At 56.1% G+C, this 25,473-nt stretch carries 19 protein-coding genes; 13 read left to right on the top strand and 6 right to left on the bottom strand.

What is annotated here, in order from left to right:
• Window positions 1-7: 7 nt before the first annotated feature.
• From xni to queF, 5 genes are all read right to left on the bottom strand, one after another.
• A complete protein-coding gene (xni, locus tag AC4IC4_RS18395; protein WP_491471661.1) occupies window positions 8-763 on the bottom strand; it encodes a flap endonuclease Xni in 756 nt (251 codons plus the stop codon).
• A 112-nt stretch (window positions 764-875) separates the two neighbouring features.
• The gene (gene sdaB / locus AC4IC4_RS18390; RefSeq protein ID WP_491471660.1) at window positions 876-2,243 is read right to left on the bottom strand and encodes an L-serine ammonia-lyase II; all 1,368 of its coding nucleotides are present in this window, start codon (window positions 2,241-2,243) and stop codon (window positions 876-878) included.
• A 65-nt stretch (window positions 2,244-2,308) separates the two neighbouring features.
• Window positions 2,309-3,604: an HAAAP family serine/threonine permease gene (locus AC4IC4_RS18385; protein WP_024909280.1), complete on the bottom strand. Its 1,296-nt coding sequence runs from the start codon at window positions 3,602-3,604 to the stop codon at window positions 2,309-2,311.
• Window positions 3,605-4,119: 515 nt separating this feature from the next.
• Window positions 4,120-5,484 carry a nucleotide 5'-monophosphate nucleosidase PpnN gene (gene ppnN, locus AC4IC4_RS18380; RefSeq protein WP_008499641.1) on the bottom strand — a complete coding sequence of 455 codons (1,365 nt, stop codon included), beginning with the start codon at window positions 5,482-5,484 and terminating at the stop codon, window positions 4,120-4,122.
• A gap of 116 nt (window positions 5,485-5,600) precedes the next feature.
• Window positions 5,601-6,443 carry an NADPH-dependent 7-cyano-7-deazaguanine reductase QueF gene (queF, locus tag AC4IC4_RS18375; RefSeq protein WP_021241894.1) on the bottom strand — a complete coding sequence of 281 codons (843 nt, stop codon included), beginning with the start codon at window positions 6,441-6,443 and terminating at the stop codon, window positions 5,601-5,603.
• Window positions 6,444-6,512: 69 nt separating this feature from the next.
• Between queF and syd the strand changes: the two genes are divergently transcribed.
• The 8 genes from syd to AC4IC4_RS18335 all read left to right on the top strand — a co-directional run bounded on the left by syd (window position 6,513) and on the right by AC4IC4_RS18335 (window position 14,839).
• On the top strand, window positions 6,513-7,058 hold the full coding sequence (gene syd, locus AC4IC4_RS18370; RefSeq protein ID WP_032648111.1) for a SecY-interacting protein: 546 nt from the start codon (window positions 6,513-6,515) through the stop codon (window positions 7,056-7,058).
• Window positions 7,059-7,689: 631 nt separating this feature from the next.
• Window positions 7,690-8,019 carry a YqcC family protein gene (locus AC4IC4_RS18365; RefSeq protein ID WP_023309024.1) on the top strand — a complete coding sequence of 110 codons (330 nt, stop codon included), beginning with the start codon at window positions 7,690-7,692 and terminating at the stop codon, window positions 8,017-8,019.
• Entirely contained in the window at window positions 8,016-8,792 is a 777-nt protein-coding gene (gene truC / locus AC4IC4_RS18360) for a tRNA pseudouridine(65) synthase TruC (RefSeq protein ID WP_024909276.1), read from the top strand. Before AC4IC4_RS18365 ends, truC begins: the two co-directional genes overlap by 4 nt.
• Window positions 8,793-8,816: 24 nt before the next feature.
• Entirely contained in the window at window positions 8,817-9,266 is a 450-nt protein-coding gene (locus tag AC4IC4_RS18355) for a flavodoxin (protein WP_032648107.1), read from the top strand.
• 307 nt (window positions 9,267-9,573) lie between these two features.
• On the top strand, window positions 9,574-10,929 hold the full coding sequence (locus AC4IC4_RS18350) for an MFS transporter (RefSeq protein ID WP_491471659.1): 1,356 nt from the start codon (window positions 9,574-9,576) through the stop codon (window positions 10,927-10,929).
• Window positions 10,929-12,269: an enolase C-terminal domain-like protein gene (locus AC4IC4_RS18345; protein ID WP_491471658.1), complete on the top strand. Its 1,341-nt coding sequence runs from the start codon at window positions 10,929-10,931 to the stop codon at window positions 12,267-12,269. Before AC4IC4_RS18350 ends, AC4IC4_RS18345 begins: the two co-directional genes overlap by 1 nt.
• Before the next feature lie 15 nt (window positions 12,270-12,284).
• The gene (gene gudD / locus AC4IC4_RS18340; protein WP_491471657.1) at window positions 12,285-13,622 is read left to right on the top strand and encodes a glucarate dehydratase; all 1,338 of its coding nucleotides are present in this window, start codon (window positions 12,285-12,287) and stop codon (window positions 13,620-13,622) included.
• A gap of 77 nt (window positions 13,623-13,699) precedes the next feature.
• A complete protein-coding gene (locus AC4IC4_RS18335; RefSeq protein ID WP_491471656.1) occupies window positions 13,700-14,839 on the top strand; it encodes a glycerate kinase in 1,140 nt (379 codons plus the stop codon).
• 103 nt (window positions 14,840-14,942) lie between these two features.
• Here AC4IC4_RS18335 and barA read toward each other — a convergent pair whose 3' ends face one another.
• On the bottom strand, window positions 14,943-17,702 hold the full coding sequence (gene barA / locus AC4IC4_RS18330; RefSeq protein ID WP_024909270.1) for a two-component sensor histidine kinase BarA: 2,760 nt from the start codon (window positions 17,700-17,702) through the stop codon (window positions 14,943-14,945).
• A 57-nt stretch (window positions 17,703-17,759) separates the two neighbouring features.
• On the opposite strand from barA, the gene rlmD reads away from it, so the two are divergent.
• The 5 genes from rlmD (at window position 17,760) to eno (ending at window position 25,440) form a co-directional block, all read left to right on the top strand.
• Window positions 17,760-19,058 carry a 23S rRNA (uracil(1939)-C(5))-methyltransferase RlmD gene (gene rlmD, locus AC4IC4_RS18325; protein WP_491471655.1) on the top strand — a complete coding sequence of 433 codons (1,299 nt, stop codon included), beginning with the start codon at window positions 17,760-17,762 and terminating at the stop codon, window positions 19,056-19,058.
• 51 nt (window positions 19,059-19,109) lie between these two features.
• Window positions 19,110-21,341, top strand: coding sequence for a GTP diphosphokinase (gene relA, locus AC4IC4_RS18320; protein ID WP_024909268.1), 2,232 nt, complete (start codon window positions 19,110-19,112; stop codon window positions 21,339-21,341).
• A gap of 65 nt (window positions 21,342-21,406) precedes the next feature.
• Window positions 21,407-22,198 carry a nucleoside triphosphate pyrophosphohydrolase gene (gene mazG / locus AC4IC4_RS18315; protein WP_491471654.1) on the top strand — a complete coding sequence of 264 codons (792 nt, stop codon included), beginning with the start codon at window positions 21,407-21,409 and terminating at the stop codon, window positions 22,196-22,198.
• A gap of 223 nt (window positions 22,199-22,421) precedes the next feature.
• The gene (gene pyrG / locus AC4IC4_RS18310; protein WP_032648095.1) at window positions 22,422-24,059 is read left to right on the top strand and encodes a glutamine hydrolyzing CTP synthase; all 1,638 of its coding nucleotides are present in this window, start codon (window positions 22,422-22,424) and stop codon (window positions 24,057-24,059) included.
• A gap of 82 nt (window positions 24,060-24,141) precedes the next feature.
• Window positions 24,142-25,440 (top strand): phosphopyruvate hydratase, encoded by a 1,299-nt coding sequence (eno, locus tag AC4IC4_RS18305; protein WP_024909267.1) that lies wholly within the window; start codon window positions 24,142-24,144, stop codon window positions 25,438-25,440.
• The last annotated feature ends 33 nt before the right edge of the window (window positions 25,441-25,473 follow it).

The raw sequence follows: 25,473 nt of genomic DNA, 5'->3' as shown, positions 1-25,473 counted from the left end.
CGTCGTTTTAACGTTCTAACCGCAGCTGCTGTAAATTCCCGTCCAGCTGTAAATCCGTCTGTAGCGTTGCGATTTCCCGGCAGATAAACGCCATCTCTTTATGCGCCTCCAGCTTTTTGCGCCACTTTTCTGGCACCTCATCCAGACGGGCGTAAATTCCTTCCAGACTCTGAAAATCGTTCAGCAGCTGTGCGGCACTCTTCGGCCCAATCCCGGCCACACCCGGAACCTTAGAACTGCTGATGCCTGCCAGCCCCCAGTAGTCCGGCAGTTGCTCAGGCGAGACGCCAAACTCGCTGGCAATAAACGGCGCGTCCAGCCAGCGTTTTTGAAAATAGTCGCGAATGCGGATAGTGGGGGAGAGCAGCTGGCAGTAGCCTTTGTCCGTTGAAACGATCGTGGCCTGATGCCCGGCACTCGCCACCTTTACGGCCAGGGTGGCCGCGAGATCGTCGGCTTCATTTCCCTGTGCCCCCCAGCAGGGGACGCCCCGCTGTTCAAATGCGGCGCGCAGCATGGGCAATTCAGCGTGAAGATCGTCCGGCATCGGTGCGCGTCCGGCTTTGTAGTCCGGCAGACGCTGGTGTCGCCAGCCCGTATTGCGGGCTTCGTCATCAAATACCGCGACCACATGGGTGGGTTCACTGTGGCGGATAAGCTGTTCCAGTGCGTGCAGACAGGTGTCTTTACAAGGCGTCCCCTGTACCGCATGGATACGGCGAATCAGGTTAAGTGCATCGACGATAAGTAAATGAACGGCCACAGATAATCTCCCTTCTATCTAATGCAGGAAGGGTAACACTGTCAGCAGCATGAAACTATGAATGGTGGGGAAAACAGGAAGAAGCCTCGCAAAACGAGGCTTCCTGAGTGGCTTAATCGCAGGTTACGATCTTCATCGCCAGTCCGCCGCGAGAGGTTTCGCGGTATTTGGCGTTCATATCTTTACCGGTTTCGTACATGGTTTCGATAACCTTATCGAGACAGACGCGCGGCTCGCTGGTGCGGCGCAGCGCCATACGTGCCGCGTTCACCGCCTTCACGGAGGCAATCGCGTTACGTTCGATGCACGGCACCTGTACCTGCCCGGCAACCGGGTCACAGGTCAGTCCCAGGTTATGTTCCATGCCGATTTCTGCAGCAATGCACACCTGTGTCGGGCTTGCACCCAACAGTTCGGCCAGACCCGCCGCCGCCATTGAGCACGCCACGCCGACTTCACCCTGACAGCCCACTTCCGCACCGGAAATGGACGCGTTCATCTTATACAGCGAACCAATCGCACTGGCGACCAGCAGGTAGCGTGCCAGTGAGTTGGCGTTTACTTCACGGATAAACTTGTCGTAGTACGCCAGCACCGCCGGAACGATACCGCAGGCACCGTTAGTCGGCGCGGTGACCACACGGCCCCCTGCGGCGTTCTCTTCGTTCACCGCCAGGGCGAACATGTTGATCCAGTCAACGACGGCCATTGGGTCCGTTGTCGTTTTGTCAGTGCTCACCAGCATACGGTGCAGCGCTGCAGCACGACGCGGCACGCGAAGCTTGCCAGGCAGAACGCCTTCGGTGGTGATCCCGCGCTCAATACCGCCGCGCATCACGTCCCAGACGTTGGTGAAGTGCTGTTCGAGTTCTTCTTTGCTGTGAAGTGCCAGCTCGTTTTTCATCATCAGGCCGGAGAGGGAAAGGCCCGTCTCCTGGCAGTGACGCTGAAGATCCGCCGCCGTTTTGTACGGATACGGCACCTCGACAGAAGCGTTATCGGTTTGACCAAAGTGGTCTTCGTCGACGATAAAACCGCCGCCGATAGAGTAATACGTCTGGCTGTATACCGCTTTGTCGCCGGCCAGTGCGGTAATGCGCATGCCGTTTTCGTGCAGCGACAGGTTGTCCGCATGGAAATTCATGCAGTGGTCAACCGGGAATTCAACCTCATGCTCACCGTTCGCCAGCAGCAGGCGACCGTGGGTATTCACATCCTGGATGAAGCCAGGGATCGCATCAATATCAACGGTATCCGGCAGATTTCCCGCCAGGCCCATGATAATGGCGATATCGGTATGGTGGCCTTTCCCGGTCAGGGAAAGCGAGCCGTATACATCGACAACCACGCGGGTAACGTCATGCAAGATGCCGCGTGCAATCAAGTCATCCGTGAACTGCTTACCGGCTTTCATTGGTCCGACGGTGTGAGAGCTGGAAGGACCAATACCGATTTTGAAAATATCGAATACGCTAATCATGATGCGTCCATTGCTTTCAGTCAGAGAGGGAGGAGTGCGCCGTCCGAAGACGGCGCGGGTGATAATCAGAACATGGTGTACAGGGAGTAGAAGATCGCAGAGATTGCGATAAGACCCATGATAACCACAAAGACGTTGCTCACATGACCGCTGTACTTGCGCATAGCAGGGACTTTCTGAATCGCGTACATCGGCATCAGGAACAGAATCATCGCGATGACCGGGCCGCCCAGGGTTTCAATCATGCCCAGGATGCTTGGGTTCAGCGTTGCTACCGCCCAGGTGGTGAGCAGCATGAACAGTGCAGTGATTTTGTTCAGCTTGTTGATTTCAATGCTCTTGCCTTTACCGCGCAGAGATTTAATCACCATACCGTTGAAGCCTTCACGTGCGCCGAGGTAGTGGCCCAGGAAGGATTTGGTGATGGCGATAATCGCGATGATAGGTGCCATCCACGCAATGACAGGTGCGTTAAAGTGGTTTGCCAGGTAAGACAGAATAGAGATGTTCTGCTCTTTCGCTGCCGCCAGGTCCGCCGGGGAGAGGCTCAGTACGCAGCTAAAGACGAAGAACATAACGGTCAGTACCATCATGATGTGAGCGCGTGCCAGGATGCTGGAACACTTCTTCTCTGCACCATTACCGTACTCTTCACGTTTCGCAACAGCGAAAGAGGAGATGATTGGGGAGTGGTTGAAAGAGAACACCATTACCGGAATCGCCAGCCAGAGTGTCATCAGCAGGCCGTTACCGGTTGCCGATGCGCTGCTCAGGGACAGGGTTTCCAGCGCTGCACCGTTCCACTGTGGGATCAGGTAGCAAGCCAGCACCATCAGAGCAATAACGAACGGGAAGACCAGTACGCTCATTGCTTTCACAATCATCTGCTCACCGAAGCGCACGATGGTCATCATGCCCACAATCAGGATCAGAGACAGAATCGCACGCGGCGGCGGCGTCATGTGCAGCTGGTGCATCATGAAGCTTTCAACGGTGTTAGTGATCGCCACGCTGTAGACCAGCAGAATAGGGTAAATCGCGAAGAAGTAGAGCAGGGTAATCAATTTACCTGCGCCCACGCCGAAATGCTCTTCAACTACTTCAGTGATGTCTTCGCCCGGGTTTTTACCGGACAGCACGAAGCGGGTCAGACCGCGGTGTGCAAAGAAGGTCATCGGGAAAGCAATGATAGCCATAATGATCAGCGGGATCAGACCGCCGACGCCTGCGTTGATAGGAAGGAACAGTACACCAGCGCCGATTGCTGTGCCGTAAAGGCCAAGCATCCACATGGTATCCGTTTTGCGCCAACCACTTCGGGATTCAATCGAAGCAACGGTGCTGGTTTGAGTGGTTTCCATCTGTATCTCCTGGAGGAAGCGAATTGTCAGGTTTTTAGTCAAATCCGATGAAAAAGTGCCTGACGGTAATATGAAATTCGTTCAGTGACGGTTTTTTAATAATTTTTGCCCGTAACTATTGGCGGGCGGAAAGATACATTCTAGTTATGAATCTATCAGTGATCGTGATCCCAAATGCAATAATCCACTTATGATGTGGGCATCTTTAGACCATTTATCTGTTAAAAAAACATCAAAGAGAATTTACGGGCGCGAAGGCTACCACCAACGACATGTGCGCTGAAAGACCGCCCCGTGATATAGGTGTCTTTCGCTGTAAAGAAATGGGTTTTTAGTATTTTCTGGCAGGTAATTTGGATTAAGGCTGATAATTTACGGTTGCGAAATGCAGGTAATCGTTTGCGTATGTGACAACTTTGTAAAAGATATAAGTGATGCCTATGAATTACATCAGGAATAAAAAAAGCCGGGACGCGCAACAGGGCGACCCGGCTTTGATGAGATATCGCTAAGCGTCAGGTGCAGATTTCGTAGCAAGGAATATAGGCAGAACCCGGCAGCTTCATGCGGTGCTGGGCGACAAAGCCCTGCAGCATGTCATCCATGCGGCGCATCATCTCCGGATCGCCGTGGATCTTGTACGGACCGTACTGTTCAATGGCGCGGATGCCCACCTCTTTGACGTTGCCGGCCACAATACCGGAGAAGGCGCGACGCAGATCGGCGGCCAGAACTTCCACCGGCTGATCCGGGTAGAGTTTCAGGTTCGCCATGTTCTCGTGTGAAGGCTCGAACGGGATCTGCAGGTCCGGCGCAATTCGGATTGACCAGTTAAAGCTGTACGCATCACCGGTATCGCGACGGTTTTCTTTCACCAATGGCATTGCTTTCTTCATCTGGCGGGCCACTTCTGCGGCATCGTCGATGATGATGCGATAGTGACGACGCGCGGCTTCACCCAGCGTGTGCACGATAAACTCGTCCAGCACGCGGAAGTAGTCGGCGCTCTCTTTTGGCCCGGTCAGGATCAGCGGCAGAACCTGATCTTTGTTGGCCGGGTTCATCAGAATACCCAGCAGGTAGAGCAGCTCCTCCGCTGTCCCGACGCCGCCCGGGAAGATGATAATGCCGTGGGCGATACGGACAAACGCCTCAAGACGTTTCTCGATATCCGGCATGATAATCAGCTCGTTAACCAGCGGGTTAGGTGGCTCAGCGGCGATAATTGACGGCTCGGTCATGCCGATGAAACGCCCCTCTTTATAACGCTGCTGCGCGTGCCCAACCGCCGCACCTTTCATTGGCGCTTCCATCGCACCCGGACCACAGCCGGTACAGATATTCAGCTCGCGCAGGCCAAGCTGGGTGCCCACCCGACGGGCATAAAGGTATTCGGTTTCGTTAATGGAGTGACCGCCCCAGCAGACGACCATGTTCGGTGCTTCACCCACGTGCAGGGCACGGGCGTTACGCAAAATGGAGAACACCAGGTTGGTGATATGGACTGAGCTTTCCAGGTCGAGATGCTGGAAACGGCCTGCGTTGTGGATCTGCCCGTTAACAAACAGGATGTCACGCAGCACGGCAAACAGGTTAGCCTGAAGTGAACGAATGATGCGCCCGTCGACAAAGGCCTCTTCCGGCGGGTTGATGACTTCGAGCTTCACGCCACGCTCGCGGCGCAGCACGTTGATATCAAAGCTTTCGAAGCGGGACAGCAGTTCTTTACTGTTATCTGTCAGGCTTCCGGAGTTCAGTACGGCAAGTGAACAGTTACGAAACAGTTGATAAAGATCGCTGCTGGCCGTGCGTTTAAGCATGTCCACTTCCAGCTGCGACAACATATCCATTGAGCCAAGCGGGCTAATATGTGTAATCAAGTGAGCTCCTTACGGGACGATTATCGTCTTTCCCTGTTGATTACAATAGCCCTGGCGCGTGACGTTTCACAACCTAAAGCGCGGAAGATACCGCGCATATTGTGAAAATATTTATATTATTGACGCACCAGCCGTCCCGTCGCCGGCACAAAATCGGTGTTGGTGCGCCACGGGTTAATGTCCAGACCGCCGCGGCGGGTGTAGCGCGCGTAAACGCTCAGCTTCTCCGGCTGACAAAAACGCTGAATATCGCTAAAGATGCGCTCCACGCACTGCTCGTGGAATTCGTTGTGATGGCGGAACGACACCAGGTAGCGCAGCAATTTTTCCCGGTCGATTTTTGGGCCGCGGTACTGGATCTGCACCGAGCCCCAGTCCGGCTGGTGGGTGATCAGGCAGTTGGATTTCAGCAGATGGCTGACCAGCGTCTCTTCGACCACCTTTCCGCTCGCCGCGTTTTCGAGGTAATCGGCGCTGAATTCATAATTCTCCACCTCGATATCCTGATCGTCGATGCAGGTCCCGTTGAAGTGGGCGACCGGCTGCCCTTCCAGCTCGTGCAGGCGATACAGTGAAACGCTTACCTTACCCTGCGCGCAGGCGCTTAAGTCACGTTCCAGGGTGTGCTGAACGTCGTCCCAGCTGTTGAATTTTGTCTGGTTAAAACTGTTGAGATACAGCTTAAAGCTTTTGGACTCGACGAGATTAACGCTGGCGTAATCCAGCTCAACGTGGCCCACCGCCACCTGCGGCAGACCGCGGGCGTTGAGCCAGGAGAGTTCGTACAGCGTCCAGATATCACCGCCGACAAACGGCAATGCGTCCGCATGCAGACCCAGAGGATCGCGATTCAGGCTGCGCGGTACGCCCTGCAGCAGGCTTGCATCGTAGGTATCGCGGTAATCGGTCGATTTACCCAGCGTTAAGCCGGTTAACGCCTGATGATTTTCGTAAGACATGTTTCATAGCCACTTTACAGGTACACTTATGGGCTGAGTTTATCCTGTCTGACAAGAAGAGAGAAATCGGTGGACATCGAAACTGCAAATGCCCTCACTACCTTCACGACCCGCTATTGCGACGCATGGCATGAAAAGCAGGGCTCGTGGCCGCAAAGTGCTGATTTATATGGTGTACCCTCGCCGTGCATTATCTCTTCGCTTGAGGATTACGTTATCTGGCAGCCGAAGCCCAATACCGGCGAGCAAAATGTAAATGCGGTTGAACGGGCAATGGACATTGTGGTACAACCAGCGGTTCATGCGTTTTATACCACGCAGTTCGCAGGGGATATGCCCGCGCGCTTTGCTGATATCACGATGACGCTGTTGCAGACCTGGAGCGAAGACGATCTGCAGCGTGTTCAGGAAAACCTGATTGGTCATCTGGTCACGCAAAAGCGCCTTAAGCTTTCTCCGACGCTCTTTATTGCCACGCTGGACAGTGAACTTGACGTTATCTCCGTCTGTAACCTGTCAGGTGAAGTGGTTAAAGAGACTATCGGTACCCGCAATCGCGAGACTCTCGCCCCCTCTCTTGCGGATTTCCTCACCCGACTTGAGCCACTTCTGTAATCCATGATGCTATAGCGCGTGTGAGAGATCTCTTACAAGGTTTGTGAGAGATCGCTGGAACATTCAGTATTACCTCATTTAGTTCAGATTAATATTACTCTGTTTTTCAATAGATTACGGGTTTGTTGCACCGTTTTTAGGGATTTCTTACGGCTTACACACCCGAAAGGGTGGGTTGTAAGACGAAGCGGAATAGCGGATTCTATCTTCGTCGACAGGACGCCGACACGAGAAACGAACATCAGGATGATGGCGTATCTCACTCAGGACTCGTCAGGATGGCGCTGCAGGAAGGCTTCAGGATGAAGCGAAGTGGATTACGCAGGATGCGTAAGGGACACCTCCAGGAAGGAGAACGAGAGCCGATCAGGATGGTCGGTGGGTCTGGAAGGCCAGGACGTTTCAGGATGAAACAAACACGTCAGGAAGATGTGTGCAGGATGCATCGGTTTACGGATGACCAGGCCTTCGGGCTTCAGGAAAAGTTGTCACGGATGAGCAGGGAGCACGAATTGTAGCTGGAATGCTGCGGAACGAACCGGGAGCACTGTTTTTACAGTGCTCCCTTTTTTTATTTCTGTCTTCCGCAATGCTATGCTGCGCGCCGTTCACTTTTTCAGTTGAGGTTACTATGACGCAACACGATAGCGTTCGTGCTCAGTTGCACGCCATCGAAGCCCTTTTGCGCCAACATCAGCTGTGGCAGGAGACCGCGCCGCAGCCAGAAGCGTTCGCGAGCACCCAGCCCTTCTGCCTGGATACGCTGGCCCCGTTTGAGTGGCTGCAGTGGGTGTTAATTCCGCGCATGCACGCCCTGCTTGAGGGGGGTCACCCGCTGCCGCAGGCGTTTGCTGTCTCTCCCTACTATGAAATGGCGCTCGAGGCGACGCACCCTGCGCGTGACGTGATGCTGGTCGAACTGGAAAAACTGGATGCCCTGTTTGCCGGTGAAGATGCATGACGCTTGAGATCCTCTATCAGGACGAGTGGCTGGTGGCGGTGAATAAACCGTCAGGCTGGCTGGTGCACCGCAGCTGGCTGGATCGCGACGAGAAAGTGGTGGTGATGCAGACCGTTCGCGACCAGATTGGTCAGCATGTTTTTACCGCCCATCGTCTCGACAGACCGACCTCCGGCGTGCTGCTGATGGGGCTGTCCAGCGAAGCTGGCCGTCTGCTGGCGCAGCAGTTTGAACAACACCAGATCCAGAAGCGCTACCACGCGATCGTGCGTGGCTGGCTGACCGAGTCCGCCACCCTGGACTACCCTCTGGTGGAGGAACTGGACAAAATTGCCGATAAATTTGCCCGCGATGACAAAGGTCCGCAGCCTGCGGTGACGGATTATCGCGGCATGGCGACGACGGAAATGCCGGTGGCCACCAGCAAATTTCCGACCACGCGCTACAGCCTGGTTGAGCTTCTGCCCAAAACCGGGCGTAAGCACCAGCTGCGACGCCATCTTGCACATCTGCGCCACCCGATTATTGGCGACAGCAAGCACGGTGATTTGCGCCAGAACCGCAGCGCGGCCGAACACTTTGGCTGCCATCGTCTGATGCTGCACGCGAGCGAACTCAGCATGACGCACCCGTTTACCGGCGAGCCGCTGACTATCCGCGCGGGGCTGGACGACGTCTGGATGCAGGCGCTGTCACAGTTTGGCTGGTTGGGACAACTCCCCGAAAATGAAAGGGTTGAGTTTGTATCGGGCAACGTTCAGGATGAACAGTAAACGCATTCATTATGGGAAAATAGCATGGCTGAAGTAGGCATTTTTGTCGGCACAATGTACGGCAATTCGCTGCTGGTCGCGGAAGAGGCTGAGGCGATTCTGGTAAGCCAGGGCCATAAAGCCACGGTCTATGAAGACCCGGAGCTGGCAGACTGGGAAAAGTATAAAGACAAATACATTCTGGTGGTGACCTCCACCACCGGGCAGGGCGATCTGCCGGACAGCATAGTGCCGCTGTTCCAGGGCATTAAAGACCAGCTTGGCTATCAGCCAGATGTACACTACGGCATCATCGCCCTCGGCGACAGCTCTTACGCCAACTTCTGCGGCGGCGGCAAGCAGTTCGATGCGCTCCTGCAGGAGCAGAGCGCCCAGCGCGTCGGCGAGATGCTGCTGATTGATGCGGGTGAGCACCCGGAGCCAGAAAGCGAATCAAACCCATGGGTCGAGCACTGGGCAACGCTGCTTAAATAACCCTGCGCTATACCAATGGTAGGCCGGGTCAGGCGTAGCCGCCACCCGGCATTACACTCCGCACCAAACGCCATTTCCGTGAACCACCTTCCACTCCTCTGGGCTTATGCCCTAAACAACCTCCCTCACACCCTTTAATACTGTGTTTTTGCACGGTGAGAGAAGGTGTCACTCCTTCATATACTTTCCTGGTCACGATAAAACGGCTTCAGGCCGTACCAAAACGACAAAACAAATCTCATTCTGATTACCCTACCGGTGCTGTACAGAATGAACCTGGCGAAAGCTATGTTTCAGGAGTGCAACAATGAGTACATTAAGCCACGCGGCGAGCAGCGCTGAAAAGCGCACCAACGCCCGCTACTGGATAGTGGTGATGCTGTTTATCGTCACGTCCTTTAACTATGGTGACCGCGCCACGCTGTCGATTGCCGGTTCGGAAATGGCAAAAGATATCGGCCTTGATCCCGTGGGCATGGGTTACGTTTTCTCCGCATTCTCATGGGCCTACGTCATCGGGCAAATTCCTGGCGGCTGGCTGCTGGACCGTTTTGGATCTAAACGCGTCTATTTCTGGTCCATCTTTATCTGGTCTGCCTTTACCCTGCTGCAGGGCTTCGTCGATATCTTCAGCGGCTTCGGCATTATCGTGGCACTCTTCACGCTGCGCTTCCTGGTTGGCTTAGCGGAAGCGCCTTCCTTCCCGGGCAACAGCCGCATTGTCGCGGCCTGGTTCCCGGCGCAGGAGAGGGGAACCGCGGTGGCGATTTTCAACTCCGCACAGTACTTCGCAACGGTGATCTTCGCGCCAATCATGGGCTGGCTGACGCATGAGGTGGGCTGGTCGCACGTCTTCTTCTTTATGGGCGGACTCGGGATCATCATCAGCTTTATCTGGCTGAAAGTGATCCACGAACCCAACCAGCACCCTGGCGTGAACAAAAAGGAGCTGGAGTACATCGCGGAAGGCGGCGCGCTGATCAATATGGATCAGAAATCCTCGACGGCGAAAGTCCCGTTCAGCCAGAAATGGGCGCAGATCAGGCAGCTCGTCGGCTCGCGCATGATGATCGGGATCTATCTGGGCCAGTACTGTATTAACGCCTTAACCTACTTTTTCATCACCTGGTTCCCGGTATACCTGGTTCAGGCCCGTGGTATGTCGATTCTGAAAGCGGGATTCGTCGCCTCGGTCCCGGCAATCTGCGGTTTCGTGGGGGGCGTGCTCGGCGGGGTGATTTCCGACTGGCTGATGCGCCGCACGGGGTCACTGAACATCGCGCGTAAAACGCCTATCGTGCTCGGCATGTTGCTCTCCATGACCATGGTGTTCTGTAACTACGTCAATGCCGAGTGGATGATCATCGGATTTATGGCGATGGCCTTCTTCGGCAAAGGCATTGGCGCGCTGGGCTGGGCGGTGATGGCGGATACGGCCCCGAAAGAGATCAGCGGCCTGAGCGGCGGTCTGTTCAACATGTTCGGCAACATCTCCGGGATTGTTACGCCCATCGCGATCGGTTACATCGTCGGCACCACCGGATCGTTCAACGGTGCGCTGATTTACGTAGGGGTGCATGCGCTGGTGGCGGTGCTGAGTTACCTGGTGCTGGTGGGGGATATCAAACGCGTCGAACTTAAACCTGTTGCGGAGCGTGGCTGATGACAACGCAATCGAGTCCAATCGTCACGGAGATGAAGGTCATCCCGGTGGCCGGGCAGGACAGCATGCTGCTCAATATTGGCGGTGCGCATAACGCCTGGTTTACCCGTAATATCGTCGTGCTGAAAGACAGCGCAGGAAATACCGGCGTGGGCGAGGCCCCTGGCGGAGAGGTGATTTACCAGACGCTGGTCGATGCCATTCCGCAGGTCGTGGGCCAGGAAGTGGCCCGTCTGAACAAGGTGGTTCAGCGGGTGCATAAGGGTAATCAGTCGGCAGACTTTGAGACGTTCGGTAAAGGTGCCTGGACGTTTGAACTGCGCGTCAACGCGGTCGCCGCCCTGGAGGCCGCCCTGCTCGATTTACTGGGTAAGGCGCTCAATGTCCCGGTCTGCGAGCTACTGGGGCCCGGTAAACAGCGCGATGCGGTCACCGTGCTGGGCTATCTGTTCTACGTTGGCGATCGCAATAAAACCGATCTCCCCTATCTGGCCCGAACCGCGGGCGACCACGACTGGTATCAGCTGCGCCATCAGGAAGCGCTCTCCAGCGACGCGGTGGTGCGGCTGGCCGAGGCGGCGCAGGATCGCTACGGCTTTAAGGATTTCAAGCTGAAGGGCGGCGTGCTGCCCGGCGAGCAGGAGATTGACACGGCCCGGGCGCTGAAAAAGCGCTTTCCGGATGCACGGATCACCGTCGATCCCAACGGCGCATGGCTGCTGGATGAAGCGATTAGCCTGTGCAAAGGGCTGGGGGATGTCCTGACCTATGCGGAAGACCCCTGCGGCGCGGAGCAGGGCTTTTCGGGCCGTGAAGTCATGGCTGAGTTCCGTCGCGCCACCGGGCTGCCGGTCGCGACCAATATGATCGCCACCAACTGGCGCGAAATGGGTCACGCGGTGATGCTGAACGCCGTCGACATACCGCTGGCGGACCCGCACTTCTGGACGCTTTCAGGCGCAGTGCGCGTGGCGCAGCTGTGCGACGACTGGGGGCTGACCTGGGGCTGTCACTCGAACAATCACTTTGATATTTCGCTGGCGATGTTTACCCACGTTGGCGCGGCGGCGCCGGGTAACCCGACCGCCATCGACACCCACTGGATTTGGCAGGAAGGGGAAGCCCGCCTGACGAAAAATCCGCTGGAAATCATAGAGGGCAAAATTGCCGTACCGGATGCGCCGGGCCTGGGCGTGGAGATTGACTGGGATCAGATCCATAAAGCCCATGAGGCGTATAAAAAATTGCCGGGCGGCGCGCGTAACGACGCGGGCCCGATGCAGTACCTTATTCCCGGCTGGACATTTGACCGTAAGCGCCCTGTTTTCGGACGTCACTGATAAAAGGATTGAACGATGAGTACTTTTTCTACCCCTGTAGTTACCGCCATGCAGATCGTTCCGGTTGCGGGCCATGACAGCATGTTGATGAACCTGAGCGGCGCGCATGCGCCATTCTTTACCCGCAACATTGTCATTATCAAAGACAATTCCGGCCATACGGGCGTGGGCGAAATTCCGGGCGGGGAGAAGATCCGCCAGACGCTGGAAGATGCCATTCCGCTGGTGGTGGGCAAAACGCTGGGTGAGTACAAAAATGTCCTCAACACCGTGCGCAACACCTTTGCCGATCGCGATGCCGGTGGGCGTGGCCTGCAGACCTTCGATCTGCGCACCACCATTCACGTGGTGACCGGGATTGAATCCGCCCTGTTGGATCTGCTGGGTCAGCATCTGGGCGTCAACGTTGCGTCGCTGCTGGGCGAGGGTCAGCAGCGCAGCGAAGTGGAAATGCTGGGCTATCTGTTCTTTGTTGGCGACCGCAAGCTGACGCCGTTGCCGTACCAGAACCAGCCGGACGAACAATGCGACTGGTACCGGCTCCGCCACGACGAGGCGATGACTCCGGATGCGGTGGTGCGCCTGGCGGAAGCCGCTTATGAAAAATATGGCTTCAATGATTTCAAACTGAAGGGCGGCGTGCTGGCCGGTGAGGAAGAGGCGGAAGCCGTGACCGCGCTGGCAAAACGCTTCCCGCAAGCGCGCGTGACGCTGGATCCGAACGGCGCATGGTCGCTTAATGAGGCCATTGCGATCGGTAAACAGCTGAAAGGCGTGCTGGCGTATGCGGAAGATCCCTGCGGCGCTGAACAAGGCTTCTCAGGACGTGAAGTGATGGCGGAATTCCGTCGCGCTACGGGGCTGCCGACTGCGACCAATATGATTGCGACCGACTGGCGTCAGATGGGACACACCCTGTCATTGCAGTCTGTTGATATTCCGCTGGCTGACCCGCACTTCTGGACGATGCAGGGGTCGGTGCGCGTGGCGCAGATGTGCCATGAGTTTGGCCTGACCTGGGGCTCGCACTCTAACAACCACTTCGATATCTCTCTGGCTATGTTCACTCACGTCGCCGCCGCCGCGCCGGGCACGATCACCGCTATCGACACCCACTGGATCTGGCAGGAAGGTAACCAGCGTCTGACTAAGCAGCCGTTTGAGATCAAAGGTGGCATGGTGCAGGTGCCTTCCACCCCGGGGCTGGGGGTTGAGCTGGATATGGATCAGGTCATGAAGGCCCATGAGCTGTATCAGAAACACGGTCTGGGCGCGCGCGACGACGCGATGGCGATGCAGTATCTGATCCCGGACTGGACATTCGACAATAAACGCCCGTGCATGGTACGATAAACGCATTGGGACCGCTCCCATTGGCGGTCTTTTACGTGGTGTATGCTTAACGTAACGACTATGCGTAAGGATGGCTTATGAAAATTGTTATCGCACCGGACTCGTATAAGGAAAGTTTGAGTGCGCTTGAGGTTGCGACAGCGATAGAATGTGGTTTTCGCGAGATCTTTCCCGAGGCGGTTTACGTCAAACTGCCGGTCGCGGACGGTGGCGAAGGGACGGTTGAGGCGATGATCGCGGCAACGCAGGGACGCATTGTACATGTTCCGGTGACCGGCCCGCTGGGTGAGCGCGTGGAAGGGTTTTATGGCTTATCCGGTGACGAGCAGAGTGCCTTTATTGAAATGGCGGCGGCAAGCGGCCTGGAGCTGGTTGCGCCTTCGCAGCGTAATCCGCTGAAAACCACCTCCTGGGGCACGGGCGAACTGATTCGTCACGCGCTGGATGCGGGCGTTAAGCATATCATCATTGGCATTGGCGGCAGCGCCACCAATGACGGCGGCGCAGGGATGGTGCAGGCGCTGGGCGCTAGATTGCTCGACGCCAGCGAACAGCCTCTTGGGCAAGGCGGGGGCGAGCTGGAAAAACTCGCGCGTATCGACCTGAGCGGGCTGGACAGACGTCTGGCAGAATGCCGGATAGAAGTCGCCTGTGATGTGACGAATCCGCTTACCGGAAAGGATGGCGCGTCAGCCGTATTTGGCCCGCAAAAGGGGGCCACTCCCGAGATGATCGTTACCCTGGACAACGCGCTGGCGCACTATGCGAGCGTGATTGCCCGGGATCTGGATATCGACGTGCTTAACCTTGCTGGCGGCGGCGCGGCGGGTGGCATGGGGGCCGCGCTGTACGCCTTTTGCGGCGCGCAGCTGCGCCAGGGCATTGAGATCGTGACCGATGCGCTACACCTGGCCGATCAGGTAGCCGATGCGGATCTGGTGATCACGGGAGAAGGTCGCATCGACAGCCAGACGATCCACGGCAAAGTCCCGGTGGGCGTGGCGAAAGTGGCAAAACGCTTTAACAAACCCGTCATCGGCATTGCAGGCAGCCTGACGGCGGACGTTGGTGTGGTTCACGATCACGGCATTGATGCGGTGTTTAGCGTGATCTACACCATCTGCTCGCTGGAAGACGCGCTGGAAAATGCCGGCGAGAACGTCAGGATGGCCGCAAGGAATATCGCGGCGGTGCTGAAAGTCGGGCAGGGGATGTAGTTCTCCCTCTCCCCGTGGGAGAGGGGCGGGGTGAGGGCATCAGGCCGCACCCGCACCCGCAATCGTAGGTCCGGTAAGGCGAAGCCGCCACCGGGCTTCAACCTCAGCTCCCCAACACCTTCATCGCTTCCCGCGTCACGTTATCCATTTCATCCAGCAGCTCCAGGAACTCCGGTTCAAGCTCCGATTCCGGCGTACCGGCACGCAGCTGCTGCTCCAGCAGCTGGCAGAGGTTTTTCAGCCGCGGTACGCCGCTGTACCCGCAGCTACCGTGCAGCTTGTGGATTGCTTCCAGCAGATCTTCCGGGTTTTCACCCACTAGCTGCTCTTCCACCTTATTGCGAATTTCCGGCAGAAACGCGACCAGCATTTGCAGCATTTCGCGGGCCAGATCGGGTTTACCTGCCGCCTGGCGCAGAGCAAGCTGCCAGTCAAGGGTCGCGTTCTGGTTGACGGTTATTTCAACCGGCTCGCTGGATACCGTATACGTCCCGCCAATATGACCCGGCTTATAGCGTAACAGCAGGTTATGAAGTTTCTCTTCATCGATTGGCTTCGCCAGATAGTCATTCATTCCGGCGCTCAGCAGCTTCTCTTTTTGACCGGCCATTGCGTGTGCGGTGACTGCAATGACTGGCGTTTGTTGCTGATGCGGCAGCTGGTGGATCAGCTCGCAGGCCCGAATGCCATCCATGCCCGGCATCTGAATATCCATCAGGATTAAATCGAACTGCATCTGCTTAGCCTGTTCAACCGCCTGCGCGCCGCTGGTGCACAGCTCAACGTGCTGAACCTGGTCTTCAAGCAATGCGCCAATGAGCTTCAGGTTGGCCGGATTATCATCCACCGCCATGACGCTCATCGGCAATTTTTGCTCATCGTCAATCATCGGGAGGGCATGTTGGCTGAGACGGCAATACTCCGTGAGCGCGGGCAGCAGGCGGGTCGCGGTGAGCGGTTTCAGCAGACACGCGGCGGCCCCGTCATTTTTCAACTCTTCTGCATTGAGCTGCGCGTGGCAAGGCAGCGCCAGCAGCAGGTAGTCGGTCATCGACGCGGCTTTCGCCAGTCGCTCCTGCTGCATGGTCAGCTCGCCGGTGAAGGTGACCGGGATCCCCATCAGCAGGATGTCGTAATGCTCAACGGCCAGAGCGGAGAAGGTTGGGCTGTAGACCACTTCCAGCGGCGTGGTGCTTAAGATGTCGAGCGCACACTGCGCCGCCGCCGCGTTAGGTTCGACGTAGGCCAGACGTTTGCCTTTCAGGCAGTCCGTCACTGGGCCATCGGTCAGCACGTTCGGATTGAGGTCCAGATTAATGTGGAACCAGAAGGTTGAACCGCGATTTGGCTGGCTGTGGAAAGAGATATCGCCGCCCATCTCGTTCACCAGACGCTGGGTGATCACCAGCCCCAGACCGGTGCCGCCATGACGGCGGGAGATACTGGCATCCGCCTGACGGAACGCCTGGAACAGACGCGACTGGTCGCGCTCCGGAATCCCGATGCCGGTATCGCGGATCTGGACTTCAATCTGCACCTTATTGCTGCTGATCGAGCGTTTTTCTACCAGAATGTCGATGTTACCGCTTTCGGTGAATTTAATGGCATTCCCGACAAGGTTGGTAATGACCTGCTGCAGACGCAGCGGATCGCCAATGACGTTATCCGGCACGTCGTTTTTAATGTTGAGCGTCAGCTCAAGGCCTTTGTCGTGCGACGAGTGCGCGAGCAGCGTCACCACCTCATCGAGCGTACTGCGAAGCGGGAAGGGAATACTTTCCAGGATAAGTTTGCCCGCTTCCAGCTTGGAGAAGTCCAGCACGTCGTTAATAATCGCCAGCAGGTTGTTGGCCGAGCGTTCAATGGTGTGCAGGTGATCGCGCTGAGTCGGGTTGAGCTCGCTTTTCAGGGTCAGGCGGGTGAAGCCGATCACGCCGTTGAGCGGCGTACGCAGCTCGTGCGACATATTGGCCAGGAATTCCGACTTAATACGCGCCGCTTCCTGAGCGCGCTTTTTCGCCAGATCCAGCTCAACGTTCTGGATCTCCATCTGCTCCAGCGTTTCGCGCAGGTCGGACGTCGCCTGGTCAACGTTGTGCTGCATCTCTTCGTGGTACGCCGCCAGCGACATGGCCATCGAGTTGATACCGTTCTTCAGCATATCCAGCTCGCCCAGCATAAACCCTTCCACCCGGCTGTCGAGCTGTCCTCGGCGGATGCGGTCAACCGTGTTAACCATGTTGCGGATGGGGCCCGTCACGTCGCGCATCAGGCGCCAGCCGAAGATCAGCGCAATGCCGATGCAGAACAGCATCATCACGCCAGAGATAAAGATCTCTTTATACTGCTGTAGCCGGACCGACTTGAGATCCAGCTCCAGCGCCACATATCCCAGCATATTATTGCTGGATTTGGCGTCGGATTGTGCAGATTCATCGGGTGAATAGCTTTCCGACACGATCGGCGTGCGCAGGATCATGATATCGCCGCGCCGCAATACGGTGAGGTGGCGCGGGAACGGCGTACCGTCCGGGATCTTCAGGGCCGCCGGATCGAGATGAAAATTCGAGGTGACAAACAGGCGGTTATGTTCGTCGTAAACGGAAATGGCGCGTACGATGTCCGAGTGGCGCCGGTGGAGTACGCTGATTAACTGCCCAATGGATTCGCGGTTTTGCAGGTTCATGCCGTATTCGCTGGAAACGGCAAGCGGTTCGATAATGCTGGCGCCTGCATCCTCCAGCTGTCGCTGCAAATCGTTATAGCGGTGCACCACAAAGAAGATACTCAGCAGCAAACCGATGAGAACGGTGGGGGCGAGGATCAAAATCATCATGCGCGCGCGCAGGCTGTAGTTGGTCATGGCGTTCCGTTATGGGACAATTAAGATAATTATGTTTATGTGAGAAAAATCTCGGCGATGGCGCAATTCTACTCTGCAAAGCGACGCGTGACGACGCGTCAAATCATCACTGTTGAAGCCACGGACCTTGATCCGTTTGGTCAGGGAGTGGCACGTCACAATGGTAAGGCTCTGTTTATAACAGGTTTACTGCCAACAGAACGAGCAGAAATTACGCTGACGGAAGATAAACGCCAGTTCGCGCGCGGGCAGGTTAAGCGTCGCCTCAACGATAGTCCGGAGCGCGTGAATCCCCGCTGTCCACATTTTGGCGTTTGTGGGGGCTGCCAGCAACAGCACGCGAGCACAGAATTACAGCAAAAAAGCAAAAGCCGCGCGCTGGCGCGTCTGCTTAAACATGACGTTAATGAAATTCTCGCCGATGAGCCCTGGGGCTATCGTCGGCGCGCGCGCCTGAGCCTCAGCTATCAGCCAAAAACTGAGCGGCTGGAGATGGGGTTTCGCAAGGCCGGCTCCAGCGACATCGTTGATGTGAAGCAGTGCCCCATTTTGGTGCCCCATCTTGAGGCATTGCTTCCGGATGTGCGCACCTGCCTCTCCGGGCTGGACGGCATTCGCCATCTCGGGCATGTCGAACTGGTCATGGCCAACAATGGACCGCTGATGGTCCTGCGCCATACCGCGCCGTTGTCGAAAAAAGATCGCGAAAAACTGGAACGCTTTTCGCATTCACACGACCTGGCGCTTTTCCTTGCACCACAAAGCGAGATACTTGAGCAGGTTACCGGTGAGGTGCCCTGGTATGCGTCAAACGGACTACGCTTAACGTTCAGCCCGCGGGATTTCATTCAGGTGAATGACGGTGTTAACCAGCAGATGGTTGAGAAAGCGCTGGCGTGGCTGGATGTTCAGAAAAGCGATCGGGTGCTCGATCTGTTCTGCGGAATGGGCAACTTCACGCTGCCGCTGGCGCGAAAAGCGGCCAGCGTCGTCGGCGTGGAAGGCGTTGAGGCGCTGGTGGCGAAAGGGCTGGAGAACGCACAGCAGAACGGCTTGCAAAATGTGACATTCTTTCATCAAAATCTTGAGGAAGATGTCACCCAACAGCCGTGGGCAAAACAGGGCTTTGATAAAATCCTGCTTGACCCGGCGCGTGCCGGTGCCCCGGGTGTGATGGCACATATTATTAAACTCGCGCCAAAGCGTGTGGTCTATGTTTCCTGTAACCCGGCAACGCTTGCCCGGGACAGTGAGGCATTAATTAGCGCGGGTTACCAGATTCAGCGTCTGGCAATGCTGGACATGTTCCCGCACACTGGTCATCTGGAATCGATGGTGTTGTTCGAGCACATCTAATTTGTTTGGCTTGTCGACTTCGACAGGCCCTGGTCCCTAAAGGAGAGGACAATGGTTGCGGTAAGAAGTGCACATCTCAATAAAGCTGGGGAGTTTGACCCACAAAAATGGATCGCAAGTCTGGGAATTTCCAGCCAGCAGTCGTGTGAACGCTTAACCGAAACCTGGGCCTATTGTCTGCGCACCACGCAGGGGCATCCCGACGCCGATCTTCTCCTGTGGCGCGGCGTGGAGATGGTTGAAATCCTGTCCATGCTGAACATGGACATCGAAACGCTGCAGGCCGCGCTGCTGTTCCCCCTCGCGGATGCGGACGTGGTCAGCGAAGACGTGCTGCGCGACAGCGTCGGGAAATCCGTCGTCGCGCTGATCCACGGCGTGCGCGATATGGCGGCCATCCGCCAGCTCAAAGCCGCGCACACCGATTCCGTCTCCTCAGAACAGGTTGATAACGTTCGCCGGATGCTGCTGGCCATGGTGGATGATTTCCGCTGCGTGGTCATCAAGCTGGCCGAGCGTATTGCCCACCTGCGTGAGGTGAAGGATGCGCCGGAAGACGAGCGCGTGCTCGCCGCCAAAGAGTGTACAAACATCTATGCGCCGCTGGCGAACCGCTTAGGGATTGGTCAGCTGAAATGGGAGCTGGAAGATTACTGCTTCCGCTATCTGCACCCGGCGGAATATAAACGTATTGCCAAACTCCTGCACGAGCGCCGCATCGACCGCGAGCACTATATCGAGGAATTTGTCGGTGGCTTGCGCCAGTCGATGAAAGAAGAGAATGTGCGCGCCGAAGTCTACGGTCGGCCTAAGCATATCTACAGCATCTGGCGCAAAATGCAGAAGAAACACCTCGCCTTTGACGAGCTGTTTGACGTGCGCGCCGTGCGTATCGTGGCGGAGCGTCTGCAGGACTGCTACGCCGCGCTGGGGATAGTGCACACTCACTTCCGTCATCTGCCCGATGAGTTCGATGACTATGTCGCCAACCCCAAACCGAACGGCTATCAGTCTATTCATACCGTGGTGCTTGGCCCAGGCGGCAAAACGGTCGAGATTCAGATCCGCACCAAACAGATGCACGAGGACGCCGAGCTGGGTGTCGCCGCGCACTGGAAATACAAAGAAGGTACGTCCGGCGGGGCGCGTTCAGGACATGAAGACCGCATTGCCTGGCTGCGCAAGCTGATTGCGTGGCAGGAAGAGATGGCCGATTCCGGCGAGATGCTCGACGAAGTGCGCAGCCAGGTCTTTGATGACCGCGTCTATGTCTTTACCCCGAAAGGGGACGTTGTCGACCTGCCTGCGGGCTCTACGCCGCTCGATTTTGCCTACCACATCCACAGCGATGTGGGACACCGCTGCATCGGGGCGAAAATCGGCGGACGAATCGTACCGTTCACCTATCAATTGCAGATGGGTGACCAGATTGAAATCATTACCCAGAAGCAGCCCAACCCGAGCCGGGACTGGCTTAACCCGAACCTAGGCTACGTCACCACCAGCCGCGGGCGCTCGAAAATTCACGCCTGGTTCCGTAAACAGGATCGTGACAAGAACATCCTTGCTGGTCGTCAGATCCTCGACGACGAGCTGGAGCATATCGGGATAAGCCTGAAAGAGGCGGAGAAATTCCTGCTGCCGCGCTACAACTTCAACGAGCTTGACGAGCTGTTAGCGGCGATTGGCGGCGGTGATATCCGTCTGAATCAGATGGTGAACTTCCTGCAGGCGCAGTTCAATAAGCCAAGCGCGGCAGAGCAGGACGCGGCGGCGCTGAAGCAGCTGCAGCAAAAAACCTACGCGCCGCAGCAGCGCAGCAAAGACAATGGCCGCGTGGTGGTCGAGGGCGTGGGCAATCTGATGCACCACATTGCCCGCTGCTGCCAGCCTATTCCGGGCGACGATATCGTCGGCTTTATCACCCAGGGGCGCGGGATTTCGATTCACCGTTCCGACTGCGACCAGCTTGCCGAGCTTCAGTCGCATGCGCCGGAGCGCATCGTGGAAGCGGTCTGGGGTGAGAGCTATTCTGCCGGCTACTCGCTGGTGGTGCGCGTTACCGCCAATGACCGCAGCGGCCTGCTGCGCGACATCACGACCATTCTCGCCAACGAGAAGGTCAACGTGCTGGGCGTCGCCAGCCGCAGCGATACCCGCGAGCAGCTTGCCACCATCGATATGACCATCGAAATCTACAACCTGCAGGTGCTGGGCCGCGTGCTCGGCAAGCTGAACCAGGTGCCGGATGTGATTGACGCGCGTCGTCTGCACGGCGGCTAAACATCCTCTTACGTAGGCCGGGTAAGGCAACGCCGCACCCGGCATTTTTTCATCAGGACAGTACTATGACTCAAATCGACCGCCTGCTCGGCATCATGAAACGCCTGCGCGACCCGGAAAACGGCTGCCCGTGGGACAAAGAGCAGACTTTCGCCACCATCGCCCCGTACACCCTTGAAGAGACCTACGAGGTGCTGGACGCCATTTCCCGTGAAGATTTTGACGACCTTCGCGGTGAACTGGGCGATCTGCTGTTCCAGGTGGTGTTCTACGCGCAGATGGCGCAGGAAGAAGGGCGCTTTAACTTTGACGATATCTGCGCTGCCATCAGCGACAAGCTTGAGCGCCGTCATCCCCATATTTTTGGCGATGCCACCGCAGGGAACAGCGCCGAGGTGCTGGCCCGCTGGGAGCAGATCAAAAGCGCCGAGCGGGCGGAAAAATCTCAGCACTCGGCGCTGGATGATATTCCGCTGAGCCTGCCCGCGCTGATGCGCGCGCATAAAATCCAGAAACGCTGCTCCGCCGTCGGTTTTGACTGGACCTCCCTCGGCCCGGTGCTGGATAAAGTGCACGAAGAGATTGATGAAGTCATGCACGAAGCGCAGCAGGCGGTGGTGGATGAAGCAAAGCTTGAGGAAGAGATGGGCGACCTGCTGTTTGCGACCGTCAATCTTTCTCGCCACCTGGGTGTAAAAGCGGAAACGGCGCTGCAAAAAGCCAACATTAAATTCGAACGCCGCTTTCGCGAAGTTGAGCGGATTGTCGCTTCGCGCGGCCTGGAAATGAGCGGTATTGACCTCGAAGCGATGGAAGAAGTCTGGCAGGAAGTAAAGCGCCAGGAAACTGATCTCTAACGAAATTTTGCGATCAAGCGCAATTTGTGTGATTTTTTAAATGACAAGCGCTTGATTTGCGTCAAAAACATTTACCCAAAAGGGGCTATTTTCTCACTCCTTATGTTTGTCATGGCCTGGAATGGAGACGGAGAATGAAAGTTTGTGGCGCTCGCCGTGTTCGGGTATACTACTTTCCCGTCCTGGTTATTCCATCGTTTCACCCTAACTTCTCAGGTTCAGCATGACAACGAACTATATTTTTGTGACCGGCGGGGTCGTATCCTCTCTGGGTAAAGGCATTGCCGCAGCCTCCCTCGCAGCCATTCTTGAAGCCCGTGGCCTCAATGTGACCATGATGAAACTGGATCCGTACATCAACGTCGATCCAGGCACCATGAGCCCAATCCAACACGGGGAAGTGTTCGTTACTGAAGACGGCGCTGAAACCGATCTGGATCTTGGCCACTACGAGCGTTTCATCCGCACCAAAATGACCCGTCGTAACAACTTCACGACTGGCCGCATCTACTCCGACGTTCTGCGTAAAGAGCGCCGTGGTGATTATCTGGGTGCCACCGTTCAGGTTATCCCGCACATCACTAACGCCATCAAAGAACGCATTGTTGCGGGTGGCGAAGGCCACGACGTGGTGCTGGTTGAAATCGGCGGTACCGTGGGTGATATCGAATCTCTGCCATTCCTGGAAGCGATTCGTCAGCTGGCGGTAGATATTGGCCGTGAACACGCGCTGTTCATGCACCTGACCCTGGTGCCGTACATGGCCGCTGCAGGTGAAGTGAAAACCAAACCGACTCAGCACTCTGTTAAAGAGCTGCTCTCCATTGGTATTCAGCCAGACATCCTGGTTTGCCGCTCCGATCGCGCGGTGCCGGCGAACGAACGTGCGAAAATTGCATTGTTCTGTAACGTGCCTGAAAAAGCCGTTATTTCAATGAAAGATGTCGATTCCATTTATAAAATCCCGGGCCTGTTGAAATCGCAGGGCCTGGACGATTATATTTGTAAACGATTCAGCTTGAACTGTCCGGAAGCTAACCTGTCTGAATGGGAACAGGTTATTTATGAAGAAGCCAATCCGGCAGGCGAAGTGACTATCGGTATGGTCGGCAAGTACATTGAACTGCCGGATGCCTATAAGTCAGTGATCGAAGCGCTGAAACACGGTGGTCTGAAGAACCGTGTCTCTGTGAACATCAAGCTGATTGATTCGCAGGATGTTGAAACGCGTGGCGTTGAAATCCTGAAAGATCTGGATGCTATCCTTATCCCTGGCGGCTTCGGCTACCGTGGTGTAGAAGGCAAGATCGCCACCGCGCGCTATGCGCGTGAAAACAATATTCCATACCTCGGCATCTGCCTGGGTATGCAGGTTGCGCTGATCGAATTTGCGCGCAACGTAGCGGGAATGGAAAACGCGAACTCTACGGAATTTGTGCCAGACTGTAAGTACCCTGTGGTGGCGCTTATCACTGAATGGCGTGACGAAGAAGGTAACGTCGAAGTCCGTACCGAGAAGAGCGATCTGGGTGGCACCATGCGTCTTGGCGCACAGGCCTGCCAGCTGACTGACGATAGCGTGGTTCGCAAGCTGTATGGCGAGCCGGTCATCACCGAGCGCCATCGTCACCGCTATGAAGTCAACAACATGTTGTTGAAACCTATTGAAGCCGCGGGCCTGCGTGTTGCGGGACGCTCCGGGGATGATCAGTTAGTCGAGATCATTGAAGTGCCAAACCATCCGTGGTTTGTCGCCTGCCAGTTCCACCCGGAATTTACTTCAACGCCACGCGACGGGCATCCGCTGTTTGCAGGCTTCGTGAAGGCCGCCAGCGACTACCAGAAGCGTCAGGCGAAGTAAAAAAAGTTAGAACGGCAACGCGTACCTTTGGTACGCGTTGTTTGTCTGGAGTTTTAGTTTAACTTGTACTGAGGAAAATCTAATGTCCAAAATCGTTAAAGTCATCGGTCGTGAAATCATCGACTCCCGTGGTAACCCGACCGTTGAAGCCGAAGTTCACCTGGAAGGTGGTTTCGTTGGTATGGCTGCTGCTCCATCAGGTGCTTCTACCGGTTCCCGCGAAGCGCTGGAACTGCGCGATGGCGACAAATCTCGCTTCCTGGGTAAAGGCGTACTGAAAGCGGTTGGCGCTGTAAACGGTCCTATTGCTCAGGCAATCATTGGCAAAGACGCCAAAGACCAGGCTGGCATCGACAAGATCATGATCGATCTGGACGGTACTGAAAACAAATCTAACTTCGGTGCGAACGCAATCCTGGCAGTTTCCCTGGCGAACGCCAAAGCGGCTGCGGCTGCTAAAGGTATGCCACTGTTCGAGCACATCGCTGAACTGAACGGCACCCCAGGCAAATACTCCATGCCTGTACCAATGATGAACATCATCAACGGTGGTGAGCACGCAGACAACAACGTTGATATTCAGGAATTCATGATTCAGCCAGTTGGCGCGAAATCCCTGAAAGAAGCGGTACGTATGGGTTCTGAAGTGTTCCACAACCTGGCTAAAGTTCTGAAAGCCAAAGGTATGAACACGGCTGTGGGTGACGAAGGTGGCTATGCGCCAAACCTGGGTTCTAACGCAGAAGCACTGGCTGTTATCGCAGAAGCAGTAAAAGCTGCAGGCTACGAGCTGGGCAAAGACATCACCCTGGCGATGGACTGTGCAGCATCTGAATTCTACAAAGACGGTAAATACGTTCTGGCTGGCGAAGGCAACAAAGCGTTCACCTCCGAAGAGTTCACTCACTTCCTGGAAGACCTGACCAAACAGTACCCAATCGTGTCTATCGAAGACGGTCTGGACGAGTCTGACTGGGCTGGCTTCGCATACCAGACTAAAGTACTGGGCGACAAAATCCAGCTGGTTGGTGACGACCTGTTCGTAACCAACACCAAGATCCTGAAAGAAGGCATCGAGAAAGGCATCGTTAACTCCATCCTGATCAAATTCAACCAGATCGGTTCTCTGACCGAAACTCTGGCTGCGATCAAAATGGCGAAAGACGCTGGCTACACCGCTGTTATCTCTCACCGTTCTGGCGAAACTGAAGACGCTACCATTGCCGACCTGGCTGTGGGTACCGCTGCAGGCCAGATCAAAACTGGTTCTATGAGCCGTTCTGACCGTGTTGCTAAATACAACCAGCTGATTCGTATCGAAGAAGCGCTGGGCGAAAAAGCACCATACAACGGTCGTAAAGAGATCAAAGGCCAGGCATAATAGCCTAAGCCTTAAAACGAAAATGCCAGTCGA

This window comes from Enterobacter sp. Taxon_2 (assembly GCF_058355295.1).
The sequence above is the reverse complement of the archived record's forward strand: the minus strand, read 5'-3'. Positions and strand labels throughout refer to the sequence as shown.

What these genes read in the sequence shown, in the direction of transcription:
- AC4IC4_RS18365 (WP_023309024.1), top strand. Translation starts at nt 7,690, where the DNA reads ATGACGCAACACGATAGCGTTCGTGCTCAGTTGCACGCCATCGAAGCC.
- sdaB (WP_491471660.1), bottom strand. Translation starts at nt 2,243, where the DNA reads ATGATTAGCGTATTCGATATTTTCAAAATCGGTATTGGTCCTTCCAGC.
- barA (WP_024909270.1), bottom strand. Translation starts at nt 17,702, where the DNA reads ATGACCAACTACAGCCTGCGCGCGCGCATGATGATTTTGATCCTCGCC.
- AC4IC4_RS18355 (WP_032648107.1), top strand. Translation starts at nt 8,817, where the DNA reads ATGGCTGAAGTAGGCATTTTTGTCGGCACAATGTACGGCAATTCGCTG.
- rlmD (WP_491471655.1), top strand. Translation starts at nt 17,760, where the DNA reads ATGGCGCAATTCTACTCTGCAAAGCGACGCGTGACGACGCGTCAAATC.
- AC4IC4_RS18385 (WP_024909280.1), bottom strand. Translation starts at nt 3,604, where the DNA reads ATGGAAACCACTCAAACCAGCACCGTTGCTTCGATTGAATCCCGAAGT.
- AC4IC4_RS18345 (WP_491471658.1), top strand. Translation starts at nt 10,929, where the DNA reads ATGACAACGCAATCGAGTCCAATCGTCACGGAGATGAAGGTCATCCCG.
- eno (WP_024909267.1), top strand. Translation starts at nt 24,142, where the DNA reads ATGTCCAAAATCGTTAAAGTCATCGGTCGTGAAATCATCGACTCCCGT.
- pyrG (WP_032648095.1), top strand. Translation starts at nt 22,422, where the DNA reads ATGACAACGAACTATATTTTTGTGACCGGCGGGGTCGTATCCTCTCTG.
- AC4IC4_RS18335 (WP_491471656.1), top strand. Translation starts at nt 13,700, where the DNA reads ATGAAAATTGTTATCGCACCGGACTCGTATAAGGAAAGTTTGAGTGCG.
- mazG (WP_491471654.1), top strand. Translation starts at nt 21,407, where the DNA reads ATGACTCAAATCGACCGCCTGCTCGGCATCATGAAACGCCTGCGCGAC.
- relA (WP_024909268.1), top strand. Translation starts at nt 19,110, where the DNA reads ATGGTTGCGGTAAGAAGTGCACATCTCAATAAAGCTGGGGAGTTTGAC.
- truC (WP_024909276.1), top strand. Translation starts at nt 8,016, where the DNA reads ATGACGCTTGAGATCCTCTATCAGGACGAGTGGCTGGTGGCGGTGAAT.
- queF (WP_021241894.1), bottom strand. Translation starts at nt 6,443, where the DNA reads ATGTCTTACGAAAATCATCAGGCGTTAACCGGCTTAACGCTGGGTAAA.
- AC4IC4_RS18350 (WP_491471659.1), top strand. Translation starts at nt 9,574, where the DNA reads ATGAGTACATTAAGCCACGCGGCGAGCAGCGCTGAAAAGCGCACCAAC.
- gudD (WP_491471657.1), top strand. Translation starts at nt 12,285, where the DNA reads ATGAGTACTTTTTCTACCCCTGTAGTTACCGCCATGCAGATCGTTCCG.